The 21025-nt window shown below is 52.0% G+C and carries 20 protein-coding genes and 1 riboswitch; of the genes, 10 read left to right on the top strand and 10 right to left on the bottom strand.

Translation table 11 applies throughout. From position 1 onward, the window contains the following. Nucleotides 1-91 precede the first annotated feature (91 nt). A complete protein-coding gene (gene xseA / locus ACMV5H_RS11685; protein WP_414821880.1) occupies nt 92-1468 on the bottom strand; it encodes an exodeoxyribonuclease VII large subunit in 1377 nt (458 codons plus the stop codon). A 169-nt stretch (nt 1469-1637) separates the two neighbouring features. Here xseA and guaB point away from each other — a divergent pair, with 169 nt between their 5' ends. The 5 genes from guaB (at nt 1638) to ACMV5H_RS11660 (ending at nt 7672) form a co-directional block, all read left to right on the top strand. Next, nucleotides 1638-3101, top strand: a complete 1464-nt coding sequence (gene guaB / locus ACMV5H_RS11680) for an IMP dehydrogenase (protein WP_141234372.1) — start codon at nt 1638-1640, stop codon at nt 3099-3101. Nucleotides 3102-3205: 104 nt separating this feature from the next. Then, a complete protein-coding gene (gene guaA / locus ACMV5H_RS11675) occupies nt 3206-4783 on the top strand; it encodes a glutamine-hydrolyzing GMP synthase (protein ID WP_021178837.1) in 1578 nt (525 codons plus the stop codon). 126 nt (nt 4784-4909) lie between these two features. Next, nucleotides 4910-5308 carry a GtrA family protein gene (locus tag ACMV5H_RS11670; RefSeq protein WP_301178828.1) on the top strand — a complete coding sequence of 133 codons (399 nt, stop codon included), beginning with the start codon at nt 4910-4912 and terminating at the stop codon, nt 5306-5308. Then, nucleotides 5305-6216 (top strand): glycosyltransferase family 2 protein, encoded by a 912-nt coding sequence (locus tag ACMV5H_RS11665; protein WP_059201516.1) that lies wholly within the window; start codon nt 5305-5307, stop codon nt 6214-6216. The genes ACMV5H_RS11670 and ACMV5H_RS11665 overlap by 4 nt, the downstream gene beginning before the upstream one ends. A 13-nt stretch (nt 6217-6229) precedes the next feature. Then, nucleotides 6230-7672, top strand: coding sequence for a glucosyltransferase domain-containing protein (locus tag ACMV5H_RS11660; protein WP_115159556.1), 1443 nt, complete (start codon nt 6230-6232; stop codon nt 7670-7672). A 130-nt stretch (nt 7673-7802) separates the two neighbouring features. On the opposite strand, the gene ACMV5H_RS11655 is transcribed toward ACMV5H_RS11660, so the two are convergent. Together ACMV5H_RS11655 and ACMV5H_RS11650 are read right to left on the bottom strand one after the other, a co-directional pair. Then, nucleotides 7803-8099, bottom strand: coding sequence for a putative quinol monooxygenase (locus tag ACMV5H_RS11655; RefSeq protein ID WP_021807174.1), 297 nt, complete (start codon nt 8097-8099; stop codon nt 7803-7805). A 2-nt stretch (nt 8100-8101) separates the two neighbouring features. Continuing rightward, nucleotides 8102-8551, bottom strand: a complete 450-nt coding sequence (locus tag ACMV5H_RS11650) for a winged helix-turn-helix transcriptional regulator (protein WP_059201515.1) — start codon at nt 8549-8551, stop codon at nt 8102-8104. 94 nt (nt 8552-8645) lie between these two features. Here ACMV5H_RS11650 and ACMV5H_RS11645 point away from each other — a divergent pair, with 94 nt between their 5' ends. Beyond that, nucleotides 8646-9854: an MFS transporter gene (locus ACMV5H_RS11645; RefSeq protein ID WP_059201514.1), complete on the top strand. Its 1209-nt coding sequence runs from the start codon at nt 8646-8648 to the stop codon at nt 9852-9854. Nucleotides 9855-9962: 108 nt separating this feature from the next. Here ACMV5H_RS11645 and ACMV5H_RS11640 read toward each other — a convergent pair whose 3' ends face one another. The 4 genes from ACMV5H_RS11640 to ACMV5H_RS11625 all read right to left on the bottom strand — a co-directional run bounded on the left by ACMV5H_RS11640 (nt 9963) and on the right by ACMV5H_RS11625 (nt 13378). Next, a complete protein-coding gene (locus tag ACMV5H_RS11640; RefSeq protein ID WP_021807171.1) occupies nt 9963-10388 on the bottom strand; it encodes a GNAT family N-acetyltransferase in 426 nt (141 codons plus the stop codon). 38 nt (nt 10389-10426) lie between these two features. After that, on the bottom strand, nt 10427-10897 hold the full coding sequence (locus ACMV5H_RS11635; RefSeq protein ID WP_059201512.1) for an SRPBCC family protein: 471 nt from the start codon (nt 10895-10897) through the stop codon (nt 10427-10429). Between the two features lie 13 nt (nt 10898-10910). After that, on the bottom strand, nt 10911-11534 hold the full coding sequence (locus ACMV5H_RS11630; protein WP_414821879.1) for a LolA family protein: 624 nt from the start codon (nt 11532-11534) through the stop codon (nt 10911-10913). 251 nt (nt 11535-11785) lie between these two features. Then, complete coding sequence (locus ACMV5H_RS11625) at nt 11786-13378, bottom strand: ABC transporter substrate-binding protein (RefSeq protein ID WP_021178829.1); 1593 nt, start codon at nt 13376-13378, stop codon at nt 11786-11788. A gap of 245 nt (nt 13379-13623) precedes the next feature. Between ACMV5H_RS11625 and pepT the strand changes: the two genes are divergently transcribed. Continuing rightward, complete coding sequence (pepT, locus tag ACMV5H_RS11620) at nt 13624-14853, top strand: peptidase T (RefSeq protein ID WP_021807167.1); 1230 nt, start codon at nt 13624-13626, stop codon at nt 14851-14853. 430 nt (nt 14854-15283) lie between these two features. Then, nucleotides 15284-16222: a glutaminase A gene (gene glsA / locus ACMV5H_RS11615; RefSeq protein ID WP_021807166.1), complete on the top strand. Its 939-nt coding sequence runs from the start codon at nt 15284-15286 to the stop codon at nt 16220-16222. 110 nt (nt 16223-16332) lie between these two features. Here glsA and ACMV5H_RS11610 read toward each other — a convergent pair whose 3' ends face one another. From ACMV5H_RS11610 to rluF, 3 genes are all read right to left on the bottom strand, one after another. Beyond that, nucleotides 16333-16548 (bottom strand): YgdI/YgdR family lipoprotein, encoded by a 216-nt coding sequence (locus ACMV5H_RS11610; RefSeq protein WP_021178824.1) that lies wholly within the window; start codon nt 16546-16548, stop codon nt 16333-16335. 81 nt (nt 16549-16629) lie between these two features. After that, nucleotides 16630-18216 carry a phosphoethanolamine transferase gene (locus tag ACMV5H_RS11605; protein ID WP_414821878.1) on the bottom strand — a complete coding sequence of 529 codons (1587 nt, stop codon included), beginning with the start codon at nt 18214-18216 and terminating at the stop codon, nt 16630-16632. Between the two features lie 210 nt (nt 18217-18426). Beyond that, nucleotides 18427-19188 carry a 23S rRNA pseudouridine(2604) synthase RluF gene (gene rluF, locus ACMV5H_RS11600; protein WP_414821877.1) on the bottom strand — a complete coding sequence of 254 codons (762 nt, stop codon included), beginning with the start codon at nt 19186-19188 and terminating at the stop codon, nt 18427-18429. A gap of 112 nt (nt 19189-19300) precedes the next feature. Next, nucleotides 19301-19392, top strand: a riboswitch (TPP riboswitch). Between the two features lie 36 nt (nt 19393-19428). Here rluF and thiM point away from each other — a divergent pair. Further along, nucleotides 19429-20223, top strand: coding sequence for a hydroxyethylthiazole kinase (thiM, locus tag ACMV5H_RS11595; RefSeq protein ID WP_209523753.1), 795 nt, complete (start codon nt 19429-19431; stop codon nt 20221-20223). After that, on the top strand, nt 20220-21020 hold the full coding sequence (gene thiD, locus ACMV5H_RS11590; protein WP_021807158.1) for a bifunctional hydroxymethylpyrimidine kinase/phosphomethylpyrimidine kinase: 801 nt from the start codon (nt 20220-20222) through the stop codon (nt 21018-21020). The genes thiM and thiD overlap by 4 nt, the downstream gene beginning before the upstream one ends. Nucleotides 21021-21025 lie beyond the last annotated feature (5 nt).

The raw sequence follows: 21025 nt of genomic DNA, 5'->3' as shown, positions 1-21025 counted from the left end.
ATCCCAACCCTCTACTGAGGGTTGGGATGCTCTCAAACAGGATGGAGTTTGGTCTAAAAAAGAAGCAGTCGATCGGCTCTGCCACTAACGGCTATTCCACCACGCGTTTCTTACGCGGCTTTTTCACGACGGTGACGGTTTTGACTTCGCTCTCCACCCAGCCATCCTGCAGGCGGGTTTTTAGCATTTCCCCAACCTGTGCCTGCTTGGTGGTTTTCAGTAACTCACCCTGTGGTGTCTGCGTTACGCTATAGCCGCGAGCTAAGGTTGCCAGCGGGCTAACCGCCTCCAACTGACTACAGGCGACGCCAAAGCGTTGGCGATAGCCATTGAGCTGCCGCTCCATCCCTTGTTGCAAACGGTATTCCTGCTGCTGAACGCGCTGCTGCAAGCGGTGGATTCGGCCCATCGGCTGGACCTGCGCCAGGCGCTGCTGTACGCGTTCACTGCGGCGAGAAGATAGCCGTATTTGCTGCTGCATCCCATCTTCCAAACGGCGCTGTAGCTTGAATAACAGCGTTTGCTGCCGCGCCAGCCTCAGGTGCGGATGCTGTTGTTGCAAACGGTGGTTGATGCGGGTGAACTGCTGCTGGCGCTGCGCCAGATAATAGTCCATCGCCATTTCCAGCCGCTGTTGCTGTGACTGCAATTGGCGCAACAGCTCAAGCTGATTACGGCTGACCAACTCCGCCGCAGCGGAAGGGGTAGGTGCCCGCAGGTCGGCAACAAAGTCGGCAATGGTGACGTCGGTTTCATGGCCAACGGCGCTGACGATCGGGATACGGCTGCCAAAAATGGCCTTCGCGACGCGTTCGTCGTTAAAACTCCATAAATCTTCTAACGAGCCACCGCCGCGCCCGACGATCAGCACATCGCACTCATCACGGCGGTTGGCGGTTTCGATCGCGCGAACGATCTGCAACGGAGCTTCTGCCCCTTGCACGGACGTGGGGTAAATCACGATCGGCAGTGAAGGATCGCGCCGCTGTAACACCTGTAAAATATCGTGCAGTGCCGCGCCGCTGGCGGAGGTGATCACTCCAACGCATTTGGCCGGGCTCGGCAGCGGTTGCTTGAACTGCTGATCAAACAAACCTTCGGCTGCCAGGCGCTGTTTCAACTGCTCGAATTGCTGTTGCAGCAGGCCGTCACCGGCAGGCTGCATGCTTTCGGCGATCAGTTGGTAATCACCGCGTGGTTCATACAGGGTGATGCTGGCCCGCACCAGAACCTGCTGGCCATTTTGCGGGCGAAAGGTGGTGCGGCGGTTGCTGTTGCGGAACATCGCACAACGCACCTGGGCACGGTCATCTTTCAGCGTAAAATACCAGTGGCCGGAGGAGGGCTGGGAGAAGTTGGAGATCTCGGCGGAGAGCCAAATCTGCCCCATTTCCATTTCCAGCAGCTGTCGAACCGTCTGATTGAGGCGGCTTACGGTAAAAATGGACGGTGAAGTAGGTAGTGACATGTGACCCAGATCAAATTTCAAAACAAGCACTTAATTGGTCGATATTACAGCTCGGCGAAAGGTAATCAAGAGTTTTTGTAAGAAAGTGCTGGAGGCAACCGATTACGCTCTGTATAATGCCACGGCAATATTTTATCTTTTCCGCATCCACCTTGGTGAGATATTGCCCATGCTACGTATTGTAAAAGAAGCTCTAACGTTTGATGACGTTCTCCTGGTTCCAGCCCACTCCACAGTTCTGCCTAATACCGCAGATCTTGGCACCCAACTGACCAAATCCATCCGCCTGAATATCCCTATGCTGTCCGCAGCCATGGATACCGTAACCGAAGCCAACCTGGCCATAGCGCTAGCGCAGGAAGGCGGTCTGGGCTTCATTCACAAAAACATGTCCATTGAGCGCCAGGCGGAAGAAGTTCGCCGGGTGAAAAAACATGAAAGCGGCGTGGTCACGGACCCACAGACCGTTACTCCTTCCACCACGCTGGCTGAAGTGAAAGAGTTAACCGCGCGTAACGGCTTTGCCGGTTACCCGGTTGTGACCGAAGAAAACGAACTGGTGGGGATCATTACCGGCCGTGACGTGCGCTTCGTCACCGATCTGACTCAGCCTGTCACCGCAGTAATGACGCCAAAAGAGCGTCTGGTCACCGTCAAGGAAGGCGAAGCGCGTGAAGTCGTGCTGCAAAAAATGCACGAAAAACGCGTTGAAAAAGCGCTGGTGGTGGACGACAGCTTCCACCTGCTGGGCATGATCACCGTTAAAGACTTCCAGAAAGCAGAGCGTAAACCTAACGCCTGTAAAGATGAGCATGGCCGTCTGCGCGTAGGCGCTGCGGTGGGTGCTGGTGCCGGTAACGAAGAGCGCGTTGATGCGCTGGTCGCAGCCGGTGTTGACGTACTGCTCATCGACTCTTCACACGGCCATTCCGAAGGCGTGTTACAGCGCATCCGTGAAACCCGTGCCAAATACCCAGACCTGCAAATCCTTGGCGGCAACGTCGCAACTGGGGCTGGTGCCAAAGCCCTGATGGAAGCCGGCGTGAGCGCGGTGAAAGTCGGTATCGGTCCTGGCTCTATCTGTACCACTCGTATCGTAACCGGCGTGGGTGTTCCGCAGATCACCGCTATCGCCGATGCGGTCGAAGCACTGGAAGGGACGGGTATCCCAGTTATCGCTGACGGTGGTATCCGCTTCTCTGGCGATATCGCCAAAGCGATTGCTGCCGGTGCGTCCTGTGTGATGGTTGGCTCAATGCTGGCGGGTACGGAAGAATCTCCGGGCGAAATCGAGCTGTATCAGGGCCGTTCGTTCAAATCTTACCGTGGGATGGGTTCTCTGGGCGCAATGTCCAAAGGTTCCTCCGACCGTTACTTCCAGACCGATAACGCCGCTGATAAACTGGTGCCGGAAGGTATCGAAGGCCGTGTGGCCTACAAAGGCATGCTGAAGGCGATCGTACATCAGCAGATGGGCGGCCTGCGTTCCTGCATGGGCCTGACCGGCTGTGCGACCATCGACGAACTGCGTACCAAAGCCGAGTTTGTGCGCATCAGCGGTGCCGGTATTCAAGAAAGCCATGTGCATGACGTGACCATCACCAAAGAATCACCAAACTACCGCATGGGCTAATGCTTTAACCTCTCTCCTGCGGGAGAGGGGCAGGGATGAGGGGGCAACCTCTCATCCCAAATACCCTTTTTGCTCTTTTTCTCTGTTGCTGGAATTTGCCTCACATGACAAAAAATATTCATAAGCATCGCATCCTGATCCTGGATTTCGGTTCACAATACACCCAGCTGGTTGCTCGCCGCGTGCGTGAGATTGGCGTTTACTGTGAGCTGTGGGCCTGGGACGTCAGCGAAGAGCAGATCCGCGAATTCAATCCAAGCGGCATCATTCTCTCCGGTGGCCCGGAAAGCACCACCGAACTGAACAGCCCGCGTGCGCCAGAATATGTTTTCACCGCCGGCGTACCGGTATTGGGCGTGTGCTATGGCATGCAGACCATGGCGATGCAACTGGGCGGCCATGTACAGGGGTCAACCGAGCGTGAGTTCGGTTATGCGCAGGTGGAAATCACCCAATCAAGCGCCCTGATCCGCGATATCGAAGATGCGATCAGCCCGGCAGGCAAACCGGTATTAGACGTATGGATGAGCCACGGCGATAAAGTTACCGCTATCCCGTCAGATTTCGTCACCGTTGCCAGCACCGATACCTGCCCGTTTGCCATTATGGCCAACGAGGAAAAACGCTTCTACGGCGTACAGTTCCACCCGGAAGTCACCCATACCCGTCAGGGCCAGCGCATCCTGGAGCGTTTCGTACTGGATATCTGTGGTTGTGAAGCGCTGTGGACGCCTGCCACCATTATCGAAGATGCCGTTGCGCGTATTCGTGAGCAGGTCGGCGAAGATCACGTGATCCTCGGCCTGTCTGGCGGCGTGGATTCATCCGTTACCGCCATGCTGCTGCACCGTGCCATTGGCAAGCGCCTGACCTGCGTATTCGTAGATAACGGCCTGCTGCGCCTGAACGAAGCTGACCAAGTGTTGGAAATGTTCGGTGACCACTTCGGTCTGAACATCGTGCACGTGGCGGCAGAGAACCGTTTCTTGAGCGCGCTGGCGGGTGTTGATGAGCCAGAAGCCAAGCGTAAGATCATTGGCCGCGTCTTTGTCGAAGTATTCGACGAAGAAGCCTGCAAGCAGAGCGCCGTGAAGTGGCTGGCTCAGGGCACCATCTACCCGGATGTGATCGAGTCTGCCGCTTCCGCTACCGGCAAAGCGCACGTGATCAAATCGCACCACAACGTCGGTGGCCTGCCGAAAGAGATGAAGCTGGGCCTGGTGGAACCGCTGAAAGAGCTGTTCAAAGATGAAGTGCGCAAGATTGGTCTGGAGCTGGGCCTGCCGTACGACATGCTGTACCGCCACCCGTTCCCAGGGCCAGGTCTGGGCGTGCGCGTATTGGGCGAAGTGAAGAAAGAATACTGCGATCTGCTGCGCCGTGCCGATGCGATCTTCATCGAAGAGCTGCACAAAGCCGATCTGTACAACAAGGTCAGCCAGGCGTTCACCGTATTCCTGCCGGTACGTTCCGTTGGCGTGATGGGCGATGGCCGTAAATACGATTGGGTTGTCTCTCTGCGTGCGGTAGAAACCATCGACTTTATGACCGCGCATTGGGCACACCTGCCGTACGATTTCCTGGGCCGTGTTTCCAACCGTATCATCAACGAAGTCAACGGGATTTCCCGTGTGGTTTATGATATCAGCGGGAAGCCACCGGCGACGATTGAATGGGAATGATAAGTTAATATCAGCCTCACTCGATAGCGTGAATAGAATGAAAATCCTCTGTTTTACAGGGGATTTTTCTTTTTCAGTGAGCATTCATTGTGTTAGCCGCGAAAGCTTTGCCATCGGCATGATGTGGTGGCAGAATACGGCAAACTAACTTTTAAGAATTTTTTCGCATTGAATATTTTTTTACGTTATGCATCTGTAGGTGTGCTGAACACCTTTGTTCATTGGGCTGTGTTTGCGCTCATGTTTTTTAGTGGTTTTTCCCAATCAATATCCAACGTTGTTGCCTTTTGCATCGCGGTGACCTTCTCGTTCTTTGCAAACGCCAGATGGACCTTTAAAAAAGAAGCGACTACTGTCCGCTACATGGCGTATGTGCTGTTTATGGGGGGCATGGCATTTTGCGTAGGTTGGATCGCAGACGAAGTAAAGGCTAACCCAATAGTCACACTGATTACCTTTTCTGCAGTAAGTCTCATTTGTGGCTTCATTTATTCTAAACTAGTTGTATTCAAGGATGATAAATGAAAATATCGTTGGTAGTTCCTGTATTTAATGAAGAAGAAGCAATTCCTCTCTTCTATAAGTCCGTTCGTGAATATAAAGAGTTCGCAGACAAAGATATAGAAATCGTGTTTGTAAACGATGGCAGTTCTGATAAAACAGAGAACATAATATCAGCCTTGTCGCTAGCTGATGAGAAAATAAAAGTTATAAATTTCACGCGTAATTTTGGCAAAGAGCCTGCCTTATTTGCTGGTTTGGAGGCATCTTCGGGTGATGTCATCATTCCTATCGACGTAGATCTTCAAGATCCAATAGATGTTATCCCGTTATTGTTAAATAAATGGGAAAATGGTGCGGAAGTTGTTTTAGCTAAACGTATAGATAGACAGAGTGATGGAAGAATGAAGCGTAAAACTGCAGAGTGGTTTTATCGCATTCACAACAAAATAAGCAAACCGGCCATAGAAGAAAATGTCGGCGATTTTAGGCTTATGTCTCGAGAAGTCGTGGATAACATCAAATTACTTCCCGAAAGAAACCTGTTTATGAAAGGGATATTAAGCTGGGTGGGCGGAAAGGTTGACATCGTCGAGTATTCAAGAGCCCAACGAGTTGCTGGTTCAAGTAAATTCAATGGCTGGAAACTGTGGAATCTGGCGATAGAAGGTATCACCAGTTTTTCGACCTTTCCGCTACGGGTATGGGCATATATCGGTTTTTTCGTTGCCACTTTATCCTTCATTTATGGTGCATGGATGATTCTGGATAAATTAATTTGGGGCAATCCGGTGCCGGGCTATTCCTCTATTATCGTTTCTATCCTCTTCCTTGGAGGTGTGCAGCTAATAGGAATAGGTGTCCTAGGTGAATATGTAGGACGGATTTACGTAGAAACAAAACGCAGGCCGCGTTACATAGTTAAAAAGTGAGATGGGAAATCAGATGATCTGCAAAGACGATAAAAAAACATTGGCCTTGTATTCAGGCTTGGCTCTGCTGTTTATATATCCTCTTATTCAAGCTGGGGTGTTTTACAGGGATGACTTAGACCGAGCGATTACAGGTCAATATGGATGGCGTGGATTAGGGCGGCCAATTGCGGATATTCTGATGAAAATCCTATCGGCGAGTGGGCGCTATAATCTTGACCTGTTTCCCTATACAATGATTGCATCTTGTCTGTTTATAGGTGCCGCTTCCTTCTTGCTTTTCAAACATTTGGTTAAAATGGATGTTCCGCATGCCAAACTTGTAGCGGCACTTTTGATATTCAATCCTTATCTATTACAAAATATTGCCTATAGATACGACTCTTTGGGTATGGTAATTGCCTTGTTTCTTGCCGTGTTAGCCTATACCTATAGGAACGACAGCATAATTCGTGAAGGCTCAATAAAAATAATAGCGGGCGTGTTATCGCTAACCCTCTATCAGCCATGCATGAATATTTTCATCGGCCTGCTTGCCATTGATATGATGATTATTGCAGTTAAAAGTGAATCTACAATAGCTCATTCCATAAAATTAATAATAAACAAGGCAGTGACGTTTGTTTGTTTTTATCTTGTGTACATGCTGTTTTTTGCTGTAAGAAACAACTCTCGTTCGGACATTATTTTGCCGAATGCTGAGGGGGCTGAAAAACTGTTAAGCACGATAAAGGGATTAAAAGAGCTGGTTTTGTCGTATTTTTACGGCCCTGTTTATATCTATTTCCTGGTGCCTGTAGTGATTGCTTTGGTATTCATGATGGTCAGCAACTATGCACATGCCAAGAAAATAATTTCATTCATGATATACGCTTTGCTGTCATGCTTTATTTTCCTGGTGTCTCTAATGGGGCCAACAATCCTTCTGCAAGATGCTCCTGTATTCCCTAGGACTTTGGTTTCATTTTCGGTACTACTGGTTATTATTGCCATTCCGATTATGTATTTTTCGCCTAAATTAAAATATCTATCGCTCGTCCCGCTAATCACCGTATTTGCATTCAGTGCTCAGCTAAGTAGCGCCATAAAGTCACAGCGTGAATATGAAGACTTTGTTTTTGACATGATTGCTAGAGAAATGCTGAGCTACCCAAACATAGAGACTATCGGCACTACTGGGCAAGTGAACATTAACGAAAGAACCAAGTTAATCATGGAAAACAAGCCGCTGATTGGTCATTTTCTTAGCCCGGCCTCTGAGTTTATAGCGTCTTTCCAGTTGATTAATAAGGGATTAACGCAAACGCTGCATGGTTACGTTGATGAGCAAGCCAATATGGATAGACTTGCAGGGATGAGAGAAAAAGGCATTAAGCCGGTATCCTCTAATAAGGACTATTCGTTATACGTTTCTGGTAATGAGGCCATAGTCACATTGGGAACCACTAAACATTAACTACTTATATTGGCTCAATAATTTTTAACTGAGCCTATGAATTTGGTTTATCTGCATCAAGCGGTTAATCTGGCCTGAGTTCGGAATTCAAATGGACTCAGGCCGTTCAGGTTATTGCTTTGCTACTTATCTATGCTTTCTCAGGAAAATTATCCATCAATATATAGCTGGCATCCTTACGTTTATGTTGATCGATCAGCGGCACCAGGCGTTTAAAGTGTTCGCTCGCGCAGTGAGCATCCAACGCCGCGCGATCGGGCCACTCTTCGATAAAGATAAAGTGTCCGGCATCCTTTTGATCGACATACAGATCATAGGCTATGCAGCGAGGCTCCTGCTTGGTGGCTTCAACCAACTCTTGGTAAAGCGGTAACACCGTTTCTATCGCTTCAACCTTGATAAAATCTTCGGCAATGACTTTCAGCATTTTTATTCTTCATCCACTTTTACGACTCGGGTATTGCCTAAGTTGAGTGCTTGCCCGGCATGACCGATGGGTGTCATGCGAGGTATTGGCTGACCGCTGTCCTTTTCCACCAGGCGTGAATAGTCCTCTCCTGCTGCAAAAAGATGGTCTTCTCCCCATTGGCGCAGTGCGACGATAATCGGGAAGATTTCTCGGCCTTTATCGGTCAGCAAATACTCCTGATAGGCGCTGCCATCGGCGGCAGGGCTAACTTGCAAAATCCCCTGGGCGACCAGCGTGCGTAGCCGAGTGGAAAGAATATTCTTTGCCATCCCCAGGTTCTTTTGAAACTCACTAAACCGGCTGATGCCGTCAAAGGCGTCGCGGATGATCAGTAATGACCACCAATCACCCAGCACATCCAATGTTCGTGCTACCGGGCATTGAGCATCCTCAAGGCTTTTACGTTTCATGCTGCGGCTCCAGAATTATTCTGGTTGCATTATAAAACCTCTTTCACTAAAGTGCATTGAGTTTAATAATGAAACCACTTTAACGAGGCGCTTGATGAGTGATAAACCGCTGGAAACCTTCCGCTCACAGTCTGTCGAGCTTTTGCCTACGTCACTGGTGCTGCTGTTGGCTACAGCCTGCGCCTTCAGCGTGGCCAATGTTTATTACGCGCAACCGCTGCTTGATGCCATTGCGGAGGATTTTAATATCAGCCTGGCGAGAGTAGGGATGGTGATTGCAGCGACCCAGATCGGCTGCGCCTGTGCGCTGTTATTGGTGGTTCCTTTGGGGGATTTGCTGGATCGCCATCGTCTGCTGGCGGTGCAGCAAATACTGTTGATTGCCGCGTTGCTGATGGTTGTGGTGTCTAGTAGCAGTTTGGCGTTACTGGCGGCTATGCTGCTGGTGGGGCTGCTGGGAACCGCGATAACGCAGGGATTGATCGCCTTTGCCGCGACGTTGGCCTCCCCGCAGGAACGTGGACGCGTGGTGGGGGCTGCTCAGGGCGGAGTGGTGATGGGTTTACTGCTGGCGCGCACCCTTTCTGGGTTACTGGCGGATATCGGCGGTTGGCGAACCGTCTACATTTTCTCAGCGGCTCTTACCCTGATATTACTTCCTGTTCTGGCTCGTTTATTACCAAAGCAGCCTGCTTACGAGTTGAAGTTAAGCTATTGGCAACTGCTGAGCTCAATGCTGAGCCTGTTGCGCCATGACCGGATTTTGCAGATACGCGGTATGTTGGCGTTGTTGATGTTCGCGGCATTCAGCATCTTCTGGAGCACGCTGGTTCTCCCTTTGAGCCAACCCCCATTTCTTTTTTCTCATTCGACCATTGGTGCATTTGGGCTGGTAGGGGCAGTCGGAGCGCTGGCGGCGATGAGAGCTGGGCATCTAGCTGACCAAGGCTGGGGGCAGACAGCTAGCGGAGTGTGCCTGTTGTTGCTGATGATCGCTTGGCTGCCGCTTGGGTTGATGGAGCGAGGAATGGCGTACCTGATTGGCGGTATTATCCTGCTGGATCTGGCCGGGCAGGCAATCCATGTCCTCAATCAGAGCATGATTTTCACTGCACACCCGCAGTCCCACAGTCGCCTGGTCGGGTGCTACATGCTGTTTTATGCCGTTGGCAGTGGGCTGGGGGCGTTTGCCGGTAGCCATATTTATGCGTGGGCAGGCTGGCACGGCGTATGCTGGTTGGGTGGTTCGGTAAGCCTGGTGGCATTGCTGTTTTGGTGGCGTACGCTGAAATATTGCCGTTGACCCTTTCATACCTTTATGACGCCCCATGCAGCTATGATCCCCCCGATGAACGCACTGAGCGTACCAAGGATAGTGCCCGGTGCTGAAACCGCAAGCTTAAGAACAACGCTATCTTTGCGGTGAATACATCAGGTAATACTCTTCTCCGCCGTCACCACCGGTGGAGACGATCTGCCAGCCGTGCTTGTGATAGAACGCTATCGCCTTGTCATTTTTCACCAGGCACTTGAGCGAGCCGGTTGAGGTAAACGTCTGCTCTGCGGCATGCAACAGCGCGCTGCCCACGCCCTGTGGCGGCAACAGGGGGTCGACATACAGATTATGAATAAAATTATCGGCGCGATAAATTGAGACAAAGCCGAGCAGCTTGCCGTCCTGCTCGGCAACCCAGATCTCTTCGCCAATCGTTGAGCGATCAAAATCTTCCAGCCGGTAATTACGTGTGTTACGCCAGGTAAAGGCGGCTTGGCGAGCGGCCAGATACAGGCTGCGCAGAAAAGGACGATCGGCCTCTTGGTAAGGTCTTATGTGCATGGCGGCTCCTGATGATTTGCTAGCACTATAGCTGACAATCAACTCATTTCAACGCTGGTACCCAGCCGTTGCGCCAACCCTTTGGCCCCGGCCCGCATCACCGCATCGTGGTTCCAGCGAAATAACGGTGCTGCTAACGGTGCCAGGCAGTTCATCCAGAGCGAAGTGGTTCGCACCTGCCAGGTATAACGCGCAAGGGTATAAACCCCGTCTGAACTTAACCGCCATTGGCCGACCCCTTCTACTTCGCCGCTGGCTTGTCCCTCCAATAGCTTTAGCGGCACAATATTCACGATGCGCATATCGAAGGTGATGCGGTAAGGCAGTACGCCTTGCCAGGTATAACGATGCAACGCCCCGATACCGAGTGCATCGCCTTTTCCTATTTCGACCACCTGTAACAGGTTTTTCCACCAGCTTGGCCAGATATCGGGATGATAGAGTACCTCCCATACCGTTGGTAACGGGGCTTTGATGCGCCAGAGGGTGGTGAACTGGTATTCGGCCATATCGGGTTCTGCCTTAAGGGGTAAAGAAGTCAGCGGGAAAATGCAGGTTGAACACCAGCGCATCCATCATCACGGTTTCCATTTCTCGATCGTTGCTATCGTAGCTGACCACCTTGGTTGGGAAGCCGTGGCTCTCCTCTAGCCAAACTTCATAACGGTGAACGCCATCGACGCTAACCCCCGCAACTCCAAGGATGGTGACATGCAAAGCGCCTTGGCCAGCCAGGGTCTCCTTGCCGACCACGGTCGTTTTTCCCCCTTGCTGGAGGCGGCGAATATTACGCAGCAAGGTGCCGACGTCCGATTGGTCTACACGGTGGCCGTTAGGGTCTTGTACCAACGAGTTGCTGGGTGACAGGCTCAACACCGGCAGAGTGCCGATACCGAATGGCCATACGCGCACCTTAGCGCTATCGGGATCATAGATCAGCACGGCACCGCGATGAGGTTCGCTGAAATCCATCCGCACATAACCTGGCTTACGGTAGCTGTAACGCATCAGGGTACGATCGCCTTGTGCCGTTCGAGAGTCGATCCTGCATTGGTACGCAGCAATCTGCGCAAATTGCTCCTGCGCCAGAACCATCGGATCCGGTGAAAGTGTGGGGGCAGTATTGGCACTGGTTATCAACGCCATTGCCAGTAGCCATTGGTTGCCGAATAAGTGGTTGATACTTTTCTCCCTGCGGAACCATGGCCGAAAAGGCTGGCCTCATTAATTAAATATAGGGTCTGGATCACAGGCGATGGCGGTTTATTCTTCAAACATCATACTATTCGAGTTTTTCGGGCTTAATATGCCACATACCTTGAATGAGCTTTTCGCCAATAAAAAAGGCTTCATTCCTCTCGGTTTGAAGCCCTGAGTCATCGTTCAAGCGTCGGTGCTTATTTCACATCGACCTGATAGAAAATGTGTTTACCGAACGGGTCGATTTCGTATCCGGTGACTTCTTTGCGCACCGGCTCAAAAATCGTCGAGTGGGCAATCATCACCGCAGGCATCTGATCGTGCATCATCTGCTGGGCTTCTTTGTACAGCGCTACACGTTTTTCGTGGTTACTTTCGGCGCGAGCTTCCAGGATCAGCTTATCAAACGGCTGATAGCACCACTTCGACGAGTTAGAACCGCCGTTGGCTGACGTGCAGCTATACAGTGGACCAAAGAAGTTATCCGGATCGCCGGTTGCCGTGGTCCAGCCCATCAGTGCGGCCTGATGCTCGCCGTTTTTCACCCGCGTCAGGTACTCGCCCCATTCGAAAGTGACTACTTTGGCCGTTACGCCCACTTTTGCCCAGTCGGCCTGGATCATCTCGGCCATGCGCTTGGCGTTCGGGTTATACGGACGCTGAACCGGCATTGCCCACAGATCGATGGTCATGCCGTTGGCGAAGCCGGCTTCTTTCAGTAGGGCTTTGGCCTTCTCCGGATCGTAATCGTAGTCTTTCAAATCCGCATCGGCACTCCACACGCCCGGTGGCAGTATATTTTTCGCCGCTGTGCCGGTACCGTGGAAAACCGCCTCGATGATCGCTGGTTTATTGATGGCCAGCGCCAACGCCTGACGGACCTTCACGTTATCCAGCGGTGCCTTCTGGGTGTTAAACGCCAGGAAGCCGGTGTTCAAGCCCGCTTTTTGCATCAGGTTGATGTCTTTATTTTCCCGCATGCGCGGCAAATCTGCCGGGTTAGGGAATGGCATCACCTGGCATTCATTTTTTTCCAGCTTGGCGTAACGGATCGACGCGTCCGGCGTGATGGAGAACACCAGACGGTCGATTTTCGCTTTGCCCTGCCAGTAATCAGGGAAGGCGCTAAACAGGATGCGGGAGTCTTTCTGATACTGCTTCAGTTCAAACGGCCCGGTGCCAATCGGCTCCATATCCACACGCTCTGGTGTGCCCGCTTTCAACATGCTATTGGCGTATTCTGCCGAGAGAATTGAAGCAAAATACCAGCCTAAATCGGCAACAAACGGCGCTTCCGGATGGGCCAGAGTGAAACGCACGGTATGGTCATCAACCTTGTCGATGGCGGTAATTAACTTGCCAAACTCCAGGCTCTCGAAGTTGGAGTAGTTGCCGTTGGAAACGTTGTGATAGGGATGGTTTGGATCTTTCTGACGCATAAACGAGAAGATCACATCATCGGCGTTAAAATCGCGCGTCGGCTTGAAATATTTGTTGCTCTGGAACTTCACCCCTTGGCGCAGATGGAAGGTGTACACCTTACCGTCTTCACTGACGTCCCAGCTTTCTGCCAGGCTAGGCTGCAGTTCGGTGGTACCGACTTTGAAATCCACCAGTCGGTTATAGATCGGCACCGCACTGGCATCTACGCTGGTCCCGGAGGTGTAGAGCTGCGGGTTAAAGTTTTCTGGTGAACCTTCTGAACAATAGACTAACGTTTTTGCTGCTACCCCAGAGCTTATTGAGAGCGCTGCTACGGTCAGCGCAAGCTTTGTAATTTTAATTATCATCACTATCTTCCTGTTGGTGAGCCTACCACTGAAAAATAAAGCTTGTACTAAAGCGCTTAATAAATAACATTAAATTTACATTGTCAGCAAACAACATCGAACGATAACAATGAGGTCAACGCTAGCCTCGGTAAAGGCAGTAGTTGGCAAAAATAAACTCTAACAAAAGGGTGAATTCTGAAAGATTGCTCTGGTGATCCTAGCCATGGGAGCCTTGCAAACGGGATGCGTTCATACACAACATAATGTCTTCACCGCTCGCCACGCAGTTAACCCAACGTTTCTTCCGCTACCTGGCCGTCACCAGCCAGAGCAACCCAGCGGTAAGTACTTTGCCCAGCACTCCTGGCCAGTTCGCCATGGCGGAGATGCTGGCTGAGGAACTACGCCAACTCGGCCTGGATAATGTGGTTATTGACGAACATGCCACCGTCACCGCAGTGAAAAAAGGCAACGTACCCGGCGCGCCACGTATCGGGTTTATCACCCATATTGATACCGTAGACGTTGGTTTATCGCCGGACATCCACCCACAAATCTTGCGTTTTACCGGTGAGGATTTGTGCCTGAACGCGCAGCAAGATATCTGGCTACGTACTGCTGAACACCCGGAAATCAAAGCCTATCCGGGGGAAGAGATTATTTTCAGCGACGGCACCAGCGTGTTGGGGGCGGATAACAAAGCGGCCGTCACGGTTGTGATGACGGTGTTGGAAAACCTTACCGCAGAGGACCAGCACGGCGATATCGTGGTGGCATTTGTACCGGATGAAGAGATTGGTCTGTGCGGTGCCAAAGCGCTCGATATGGCGCGTTTCGACGTCGACTTTGCCTGGACTATCGACTGTTGTGAATTGGGCGAAGTGGTGTATGAGAACTTCAACGCCGCCAGCGCCGAACTGCGCTTTACCGGTGTGACCAGCCACCCGATGTCCTCCAAAGGCGTGCTGGTGAACCCGCTGCTGATGGCGATGGATTATATCAGCCACTTCGATCGCCAGCAGACTCCTGAGCATACCGAAGGGCGTGAAGGTTATATCTGGTTTAACGGCATGCAGGCATCACAAAGCGAAGCGCTGCTGAAAGCCAATATCCGTGATTTCGACTTGGCGAACTTTGAGCGCCGCAAGCAGCAGATTGGTGAAGTAGCGGAGAAGATTGCCGCGCAGTATCCCACCGCCCGGGTGGAGTATCACATCAGCGATACCTACAGCAATATCAGCAATGCCATCACCGATGACCGCCGGGCCATTGATCTGATTTTTGCCGCACTGGCCGAGTTGAACATTGAGCCTAAAGTCATCCCGATGCGCGGGGGCACCGATGGTGCTGCGTTGTCGGCAAAAGGGTTATTAACGCCCAATTTCTTTACCGGCGCGCATAACTTCCATTCACGGTTCGAGTTTTTACCCCTTAAGTCGTTCGAGGCTTCCTACAATGTGGCGTTAACGCTGTGCAAGCTGGCGGCTAAATAAGGGCCGATATCGCTTCAACATTATCGCAGCCAGGCTTGTTCAAGCCTGGTTAGCGAAAGTTTTCTTTGTTTGGCTAGCGCTAATAAACAAGAAAGCCATTACGGATTAGCAGATAAAAACTCAGACACCCGCTATTTTTTCACTATGTTCGGATGATCATCGCCGTTCATGCCGGTATAGCCGATCATACCGCTCTTGAAACTATCCTATCGCCATTATCAACCAGAGCTTGTTGGCCGGCTATTACACTATGTTTAAGTGGGCGGGCCTAGAATGGCTGGGGCCGATTATGGCTTTGTATAGCCATTGGCGTGATGAGAGCTATTGAACCTTCTGTACCAACCGCTCCGCTGCCAAAACCTTAATATTTATTTCAAGGGTTGTGAGTATTACCTCCCAACCTCGCAAATTCAGTCTGGGAGTCAACAACATGACTATCGATTTACAACGGCTTCAACAGGTTGCATCGAATGCCTATGCGCAGTATTCCACATTGAGTGGTGGCGAGAATGCCAGCTATATCCCTTTTTTAGCGAGCGTGCCAAGCCATTTAGCCGCCTTGGCGATTGTGACCGTCGACGGGGATATCATTTCTCAGGGCGATGCGGAGTTCCGCTTTGCGCTGGAGTCAATTTCAAAAGTGTGCTCGCTAGCCTTGGCGTTGGAAGATGTTGGCCCGCAAGACGTACAGGACAAGATTGGTGCCGATCCCACCGGCTTGCCCTTTAACTCGGTGATTGCTCTGGAGCTACATAAAGGTAAACCCCTCTCGCCGCTGGTGAATGCCGGGGCAATGTCAACGGTGAGCTTAGTCAAAGCGAGTGACCGTGAAAACCGCTGGTTGCGCATTCTTGATATGCAACAGCAGTTAGCGGGTGCACAAATCGCACTCTCTGACGAGGTGAATGATTCAGAGCAAACGACCAACTTCCATAACCGTGCGATCGCCTGGTTACTCTATAGCGCCGATGCGATGTACTGCGATCCAATGGAAGCCTGTGATGTTTATACCCGCCAATGTTCAACGCTGCTTAATACCATTGAATTGGCCACGATGGGGGCGACAATTGCCGCTGGTGGTATCAACCCCGTCAGCAAAAAGCGAGTGCTGACAGAATCTAACACCCCCTTTATTTTGGCAGAAATGACGATGGAAGGGATGTATGGCAGTTCAGGCGATTGGGCCTATACCGTGGGTTTACCGGGTAAAAGTGGTGTTGGAGGCGGTATCTTGACCGTGGTGCCCGGCGTAATGGGGATTGCTGCGTTCTCACCTCCTCTTGATCCCGTTGGTAACAGCGTGCGTGGGCAAAAAATGGTTGCGGCTGTTGCCCAGCAAATGGGATATAACCTTTATCGGAGTCGTTAATCATGAACAGGCCGCTAGTTCCTAAGGGCCTGCATAAAACAGGTAACCGCTGCAATCCATGGCAGGCTTTATGCAGGTCTGTTGTGAAAGTCACACCGCCGCAGGGAAGGCTATTTTTTTACTATTCCGGAAATATCATTGGTATTGATCAGATGATAGTCGCCGTTCATGCCGGTATAGCTGGTCATACCGCTACTGCGGTCAGTGTCCGGTTCGCCGTGGGCCTGTAGGATATCGCCATATTTAGTCGTGATAATGTAGTCACTGGTGCAACCCGCCAGTGCCAGTGTCAGGACAATGAGAGGCAGAAAAGTCGGTTTTTTCATTGGTCAACAGGCTCTTTTCATTTTAACTGCCTCATATTACAGACGAAGTGGCCCGAGATGCAAAGGCAACCTTGTTACACTTTAGCGCGTTTGGGTTTCAAAGATATCCGTCGGCAAATGGGTGTAGTCCACCTTCTTGAGCTTAAAGTTGGTGATATAGACGGGGCCGGCTTTTTGCTCGGAAAGAAACGAGTATTTCGGCGTCAGCTCTTTGGTTTTGATCCCGGTCCACGAGGCGAAAAAGGTCAGGAAGTCATTGGCTGAACGAGGGGCTTTAATCAGGCGGTGTGCGCTGTCATCGCTGGAAAGCACCATAAAGGGGACCTGAAAATTTTGCTGAAACTGATCATCGTGCGCCAGATATTGCACCTGGGTACCGCGCTCTTTAAACGCCAGACCGTGATCGGAGAAGTAGACCATTGAGAAACTTTCCCCGGTGTCGCGTAACTGCTGATAGAGCTGTTTCAGCAGGTTGTCCGTTTGCGTCATGGTGTAAAGATAGCAGGAGGTCTCTTTGGATTGCACAAAGTCCGCGTATTTCCCCTGAGTCCGGTCGCAGGCTTGCGGATGTGAACCCATCAGGTGCAAGACGATCAACTGCGGGTTAGTGCTGCGTGGGGCGGCAAAAACCTGGGCGGTCATCTTGAGCAGCGTTTCATCATGGGTGTTCTTATCCGCTTCAAAATCACCGTTTTTCAGGAACTGCACTTCATCGGCACGTTTGGCAATGCTGGCGATAGCGGTGTCATATTCACCAATTTGTCCTTGGTTGGAGAACCACCAGGTCTGAAAACCTGCCCGATTGGCCAACGTGACGAAGTTATCCTGATACTGCGGTTTGCCGTTAATGACACGGGTTAACGTTAAGCCGAGCGATTTCTGTGTTGAGCCGCTGGCCGCAATATAGTTAAGCAACAGCGTACCGTTTACGTGGCTGGCGAAGGGGGTATTGTCCCAGTGCCCACCAAACGCACCTAAGGCATCTCGCCGCGCGCTTTCGCCGATCACTACCATGTAGATATGATATTTCGGTTTCACCGCCAGCACGTTCCAGGAATCTTTCAGCTGTGAAAACGCCTGCATACGGGCTTTTTCATCAATCACTTCCTGGTTATTGGCGATCACATCTCTGACGAAACGAAACACGGGATAACCAGAGTCGGTCAATTTAAACACGCCACCGTACGCCAGATTCTGTACTGGCGTGACAAAAAAGCAGACCACGCTGATGGTGAGACATAAGCTCTGGAGGGTGTTCCAAGCGCCTTTCGGGGTTGGCTTACGGCGCAACGCGATAATGCCCAGTGCCAGAATAAACAGGGACACCAAATAGCTGTACCACGGAAAGATGGTCAATATCTCGCTGGACTCCTCCACCGTGGTCGAGTGTAACGCCAGCAGGGTATTAAAATTGGGCGAGCCATAGGCCTGAGAAAATGGGAAATACAGGGCGGCGATGAGGCTACACAGCCCGATCACGCTCTTTTGCAGGCGCGGGCTGAGGCGCCACAGCAGCAGTAACACACAGCTAAACGCCACGGCATACAGCAGACTAAATGGATAGCCGAGGGCGAAGTTGATCAGCAGCGACTGCAGGAAGTAAAAGCCTGTCCACGGGGTTAGGGTGACGTCACGTGCTGCCAGGGTATCTTTAACCGTTGAGTTCATGTTTACCGAAAGTTATCAAATGCCGTGTGGTAACTCTGACAAGAAAAGAGTCATAAATCCGTTTGGTTGACGGAAAGGGGAGGAGGGATAGACCGCATCCAGCGAGCCGCAACATGTACCCGGATGCGAGAAGATAGAGCCGAATGAAAACAAGATCAACTGATAATTAGCGGCTGTTTTGAGAGGTTGATTGCATATCGCGACAGTCGCCTATATCTGGCTATATTGACGCGGGGCGGAAATATCCTCGGACGAGGAGTGTTCAATCAGCTCGAATAACTCGATCCGCTCATCATCGGTCAAATCCCGCCATTCGCCCAGCGGTAACCCTTGCAGAGTGATATTCATAATACGCTGGCGCTCAAGTTTGGTGACATGATAACCAAAATATTTGCACATACGGCGGATTTGGCGGTTAAGCCCCTGCACCAGCGTGATGCGAAATATCTGCGGGGCTTCTTGCTCCACCAGGCATTGTTGAGTCACCGTATCCAGTATGGGTACGCCTGCGCCCATGCCCAGAATAAACTCATCCGTCACCGGTTTGTTGACGGTGACCAGGTACTCTTTTTGATGATTATTGCCAGCACGGAGGATCTTATTGAACAGTTCGCCATCATTGGTCAGGAAAATCAGCCCCTGAGAGTCCTTATCCAGCCGCCCGATGGGAAAGATGCGCCTATTGTGATTAACGTAATCACCGATGTTATCCCGCACGTGCTTTCCCATGCTGGTGATGATACCAACCGGCTTGTTCAGCGCGATTAGCACCAGATCGGCCGCATCGCGCGGTTCGATCGGCTGGCCGTTAACTTTGACCACATCCCCGACCAATACTTGAGCGCCCAAGGAGGCTAACTTGTCGTTGATGAAAACGTTGCCTTGCTTGATGTGGCGGTCGGCAGAGCGACGAGAACAAATGCCGCTGTCGCTAATGTATTTGTTAAGGCGGATAGATGAGTGAGTGAGCATGGTTTCCCCGTTAAACGCGAACTATACATTATCTGGGGGAGACGGCGTCTCCTTTTTATTTTTTGACGCTATCGCGTGATTGACCTCACTGGCCACAGCCTCAATAATGGCAAACGTCGACTCGGGGTGCCCTTAGGGGCTGAGAAATTACCCGTATTACCTGATCTGGATTATACCAGCGTAGGGATGTCGCGGTATCTCAACCGGTACCCGCCTTCTTGAACGCCGGTTGGGAGCGCTATGTTTACTCGACCTGATGTGTTACCCGGCACCCGTGCCGCGGCCTGTTTTAACCAATTTAAACGCCAACCTCCATTGATCCACTGCCTGACCAACGAAGTGGTGCAAGAGCTGACGGCCAACGTGCTGCTGGCGCTTGGTGCTTCACCGGCGATGGTAGTGGAACCGGAAGAGGCCGCGCAGTTCAGCCGCGTGGCCGATGCGCTGTTGATCAATATCGGCACCCTGCACGCATCGCGGGCAGAGTCGATGTTAGCCGCCATCGAGGCTGCCAATCGTGCTGAAAAGCCCTGGTTACTGGATCCGGTTGCCGTTGGGGGATTGGAATACCGAGCAATCTTCGCCCGCCGCTTGCTCACCCTGCGGCCTGCGGCGATCCGTGGCAACGCGTCGGAAATCATTGCATTGAGCGGCCTGCAGACCAGCGCCCGTGGCGTAGATAGCCAGGATGACTCGCTGATGGCATTACCCGCAGCACGCGTATTAGCACGTAATTGTGGGGCCATTGTGGCCGTCACCGGTGAGACAGACTACATCACTGATGGTGAAAGAGACTGGGCCGTCACGGGTGGCGATGTATTGATGACGCGCGTGGTGGGGACGGGCTGCGCGCTTTCGGCCGTTGTGACAGCATTTTGCAGTTTGCCGGGCGATCGGCTGGATAACGTTGCCACCGCTTGCCGGGTGATGGCGCTATGTGGTGAAAGGGCCACGGCGCGGTGTTCTGGCCCTGGCAGCTTTACTGCCGCCTTCCTGGATGCCCTCTACCAACTGCGAATGGAGGATCTGCTATGAAACGGATTAACGCTCTCACCATCGCTGGCACCGATCCTAGCGGTGGGGCCGGTATTCAGGCCGATCTGAAAGCCTTCTCCGCGTTGGGGGCCTATGGCACCAGCGTAATCACCGCGCTGGTGGCGCAGAACACCCGTGGCGTGCAGTCGGTATATCATATCGAACCGGCATTTGTGGCCGCCCAGTTGGATTCGGTACTCAGCGATGTGCGTATCGACAGCGCTAAAATCGGCATGCTGGCTAACGCCGACATTGTGCAGGCGGTGGCCGAGCGCCTACGCCATTACAAGCTGCCTTATGTGGTGCTGGATACGGTGATGCTGGCTAAAAGTGGTGACCCGCTGCTGGCACCGGAAGCGGTGGAGTCCATCCGCCGTGAGCTAATGCCGTTGGTTTCCATTATCACGCCGAACTTGCCAGAGGCGGCGGCTTTGCTGGCCTGTGCTCCGGCGCAAAACGAATCACAAATGCGCGAGCAGGGCCAGGCGTTATTAGCGATGGGCTGTCAGGCGGTGTTGATGAAGGGGGGCCACCTAAGTGAAGAGGAAAGCCCAGATTGGCTATTTATCCCCGGCTTTGAGCAGCGCTTTAGTGCGCCGCGCATAGCGACCAGGCACACGCACGGCACCGGTTGCACCTTATCTGCGGCACTGGCAGCCCTGCGCCCACGCTACCCAAATTGGGCCGATACCGTGGCAGCGGCAAAAAACTACCTGCAACAGGCCTTACAGCAGGCCGATAGCCTGGAGGTAGGGCAGGGTATTGGGCCGGTGCATCATTTCCATGCCTGGTGGTGAGCCAA

Source organism: Serratia sp. N21D137 (assembly GCF_047530005.1).
In the GTDB taxonomy this organism is placed as follows: Bacteria; Pseudomonadota; Gammaproteobacteria; order Enterobacterales; family Enterobacteriaceae; genus Chania; species Chania fonticola_B.
The sequence above is the reverse complement of the archived record's forward strand: the minus strand, read 5'-3'. Positions and strand labels throughout refer to the sequence as shown.

Excerpts from the sequence above, each read along its gene's own strand:
- xseA (WP_414821880.1), bottom strand. The coding sequence starts at position 1,468 with ATGTCACTACCTACTTCACCGTCCATTTTTACCGTAAGCCGCCTCAAT.
- guaB (WP_141234372.1), top strand. The coding sequence starts at position 1,638 with ATGCTACGTATTGTAAAAGAAGCTCTAACGTTTGATGACGTTCTCCTG.
- guaA (WP_021178837.1), top strand. The coding sequence starts at position 3,206 with ATGACAAAAAATATTCATAAGCATCGCATCCTGATCCTGGATTTCGGT.
- ACMV5H_RS11665 (WP_059201516.1), top strand. The coding sequence starts at position 5,305 with ATGAAAATATCGTTGGTAGTTCCTGTATTTAATGAAGAAGAAGCAATT.
- ACMV5H_RS11660 (WP_115159556.1), top strand. The coding sequence starts at position 6,230 with ATGATCTGCAAAGACGATAAAAAAACATTGGCCTTGTATTCAGGCTTG.
- ACMV5H_RS11655 (WP_021807174.1), bottom strand. The coding sequence starts at position 8,099 with ATGCTGAAAGTCATTGCCGAAGATTTTATCAAGGTTGAAGCGATAGAA.
- ACMV5H_RS11650 (WP_059201515.1), bottom strand. The coding sequence starts at position 8,551 with ATGAAACGTAAAAGCCTTGAGGATGCTCAATGCCCGGTAGCACGAACA.
- ACMV5H_RS11645 (WP_059201514.1), top strand. The coding sequence starts at position 8,646 with ATGAGTGATAAACCGCTGGAAACCTTCCGCTCACAGTCTGTCGAGCTT.
- ACMV5H_RS11640 (WP_021807171.1), bottom strand. The coding sequence starts at position 10,388 with ATGCACATAAGACCTTACCAAGAGGCCGATCGTCCTTTTCTGCGCAGC.
- ACMV5H_RS11635 (WP_059201512.1), bottom strand. The coding sequence starts at position 10,897 with ATGGCCGAATACCAGTTCACCACCCTCTGGCGCATCAAAGCCCCGTTA.
- ACMV5H_RS11630 (WP_414821879.1), bottom strand. The coding sequence starts at position 11,534 with ATGGCGTTGATAACCAGTGCCAATACTGCCCCCACACTTTCACCGGAT.
- ACMV5H_RS11625 (WP_021178829.1), bottom strand. The coding sequence starts at position 13,378 with ATGATAATTAAAATTACAAAGCTTGCGCTGACCGTAGCAGCGCTCTCA.
- pepT (WP_021807167.1), top strand. The coding sequence starts at position 13,624 with ATGTCTTCACCGCTCGCCACGCAGTTAACCCAACGTTTCTTCCGCTAC.
- glsA (WP_021807166.1), top strand. The coding sequence starts at position 15,284 with ATGACTATCGATTTACAACGGCTTCAACAGGTTGCATCGAATGCCTAT.
- ACMV5H_RS11610 (WP_021178824.1), bottom strand. The coding sequence starts at position 16,548 with ATGAAAAAACCGACTTTTCTGCCTCTCATTGTCCTGACACTGGCACTG.
- ACMV5H_RS11605 (WP_414821878.1), bottom strand. The coding sequence starts at position 18,216 with ATGAACTCAACGGTTAAAGATACCCTGGCAGCACGTGACGTCACCCTA.
- rluF (WP_414821877.1), bottom strand. The coding sequence starts at position 19,188 with ATGCTCACTCACTCATCTATCCGCCTTAACAAATACATTAGCGACAGC.
- thiM (WP_209523753.1), top strand. The coding sequence starts at position 19,429 with ATGTTTACTCGACCTGATGTGTTACCCGGCACCCGTGCCGCGGCCTGT.
- thiD (WP_021807158.1), top strand. The coding sequence starts at position 20,220 with ATGAAACGGATTAACGCTCTCACCATCGCTGGCACCGATCCTAGCGGT.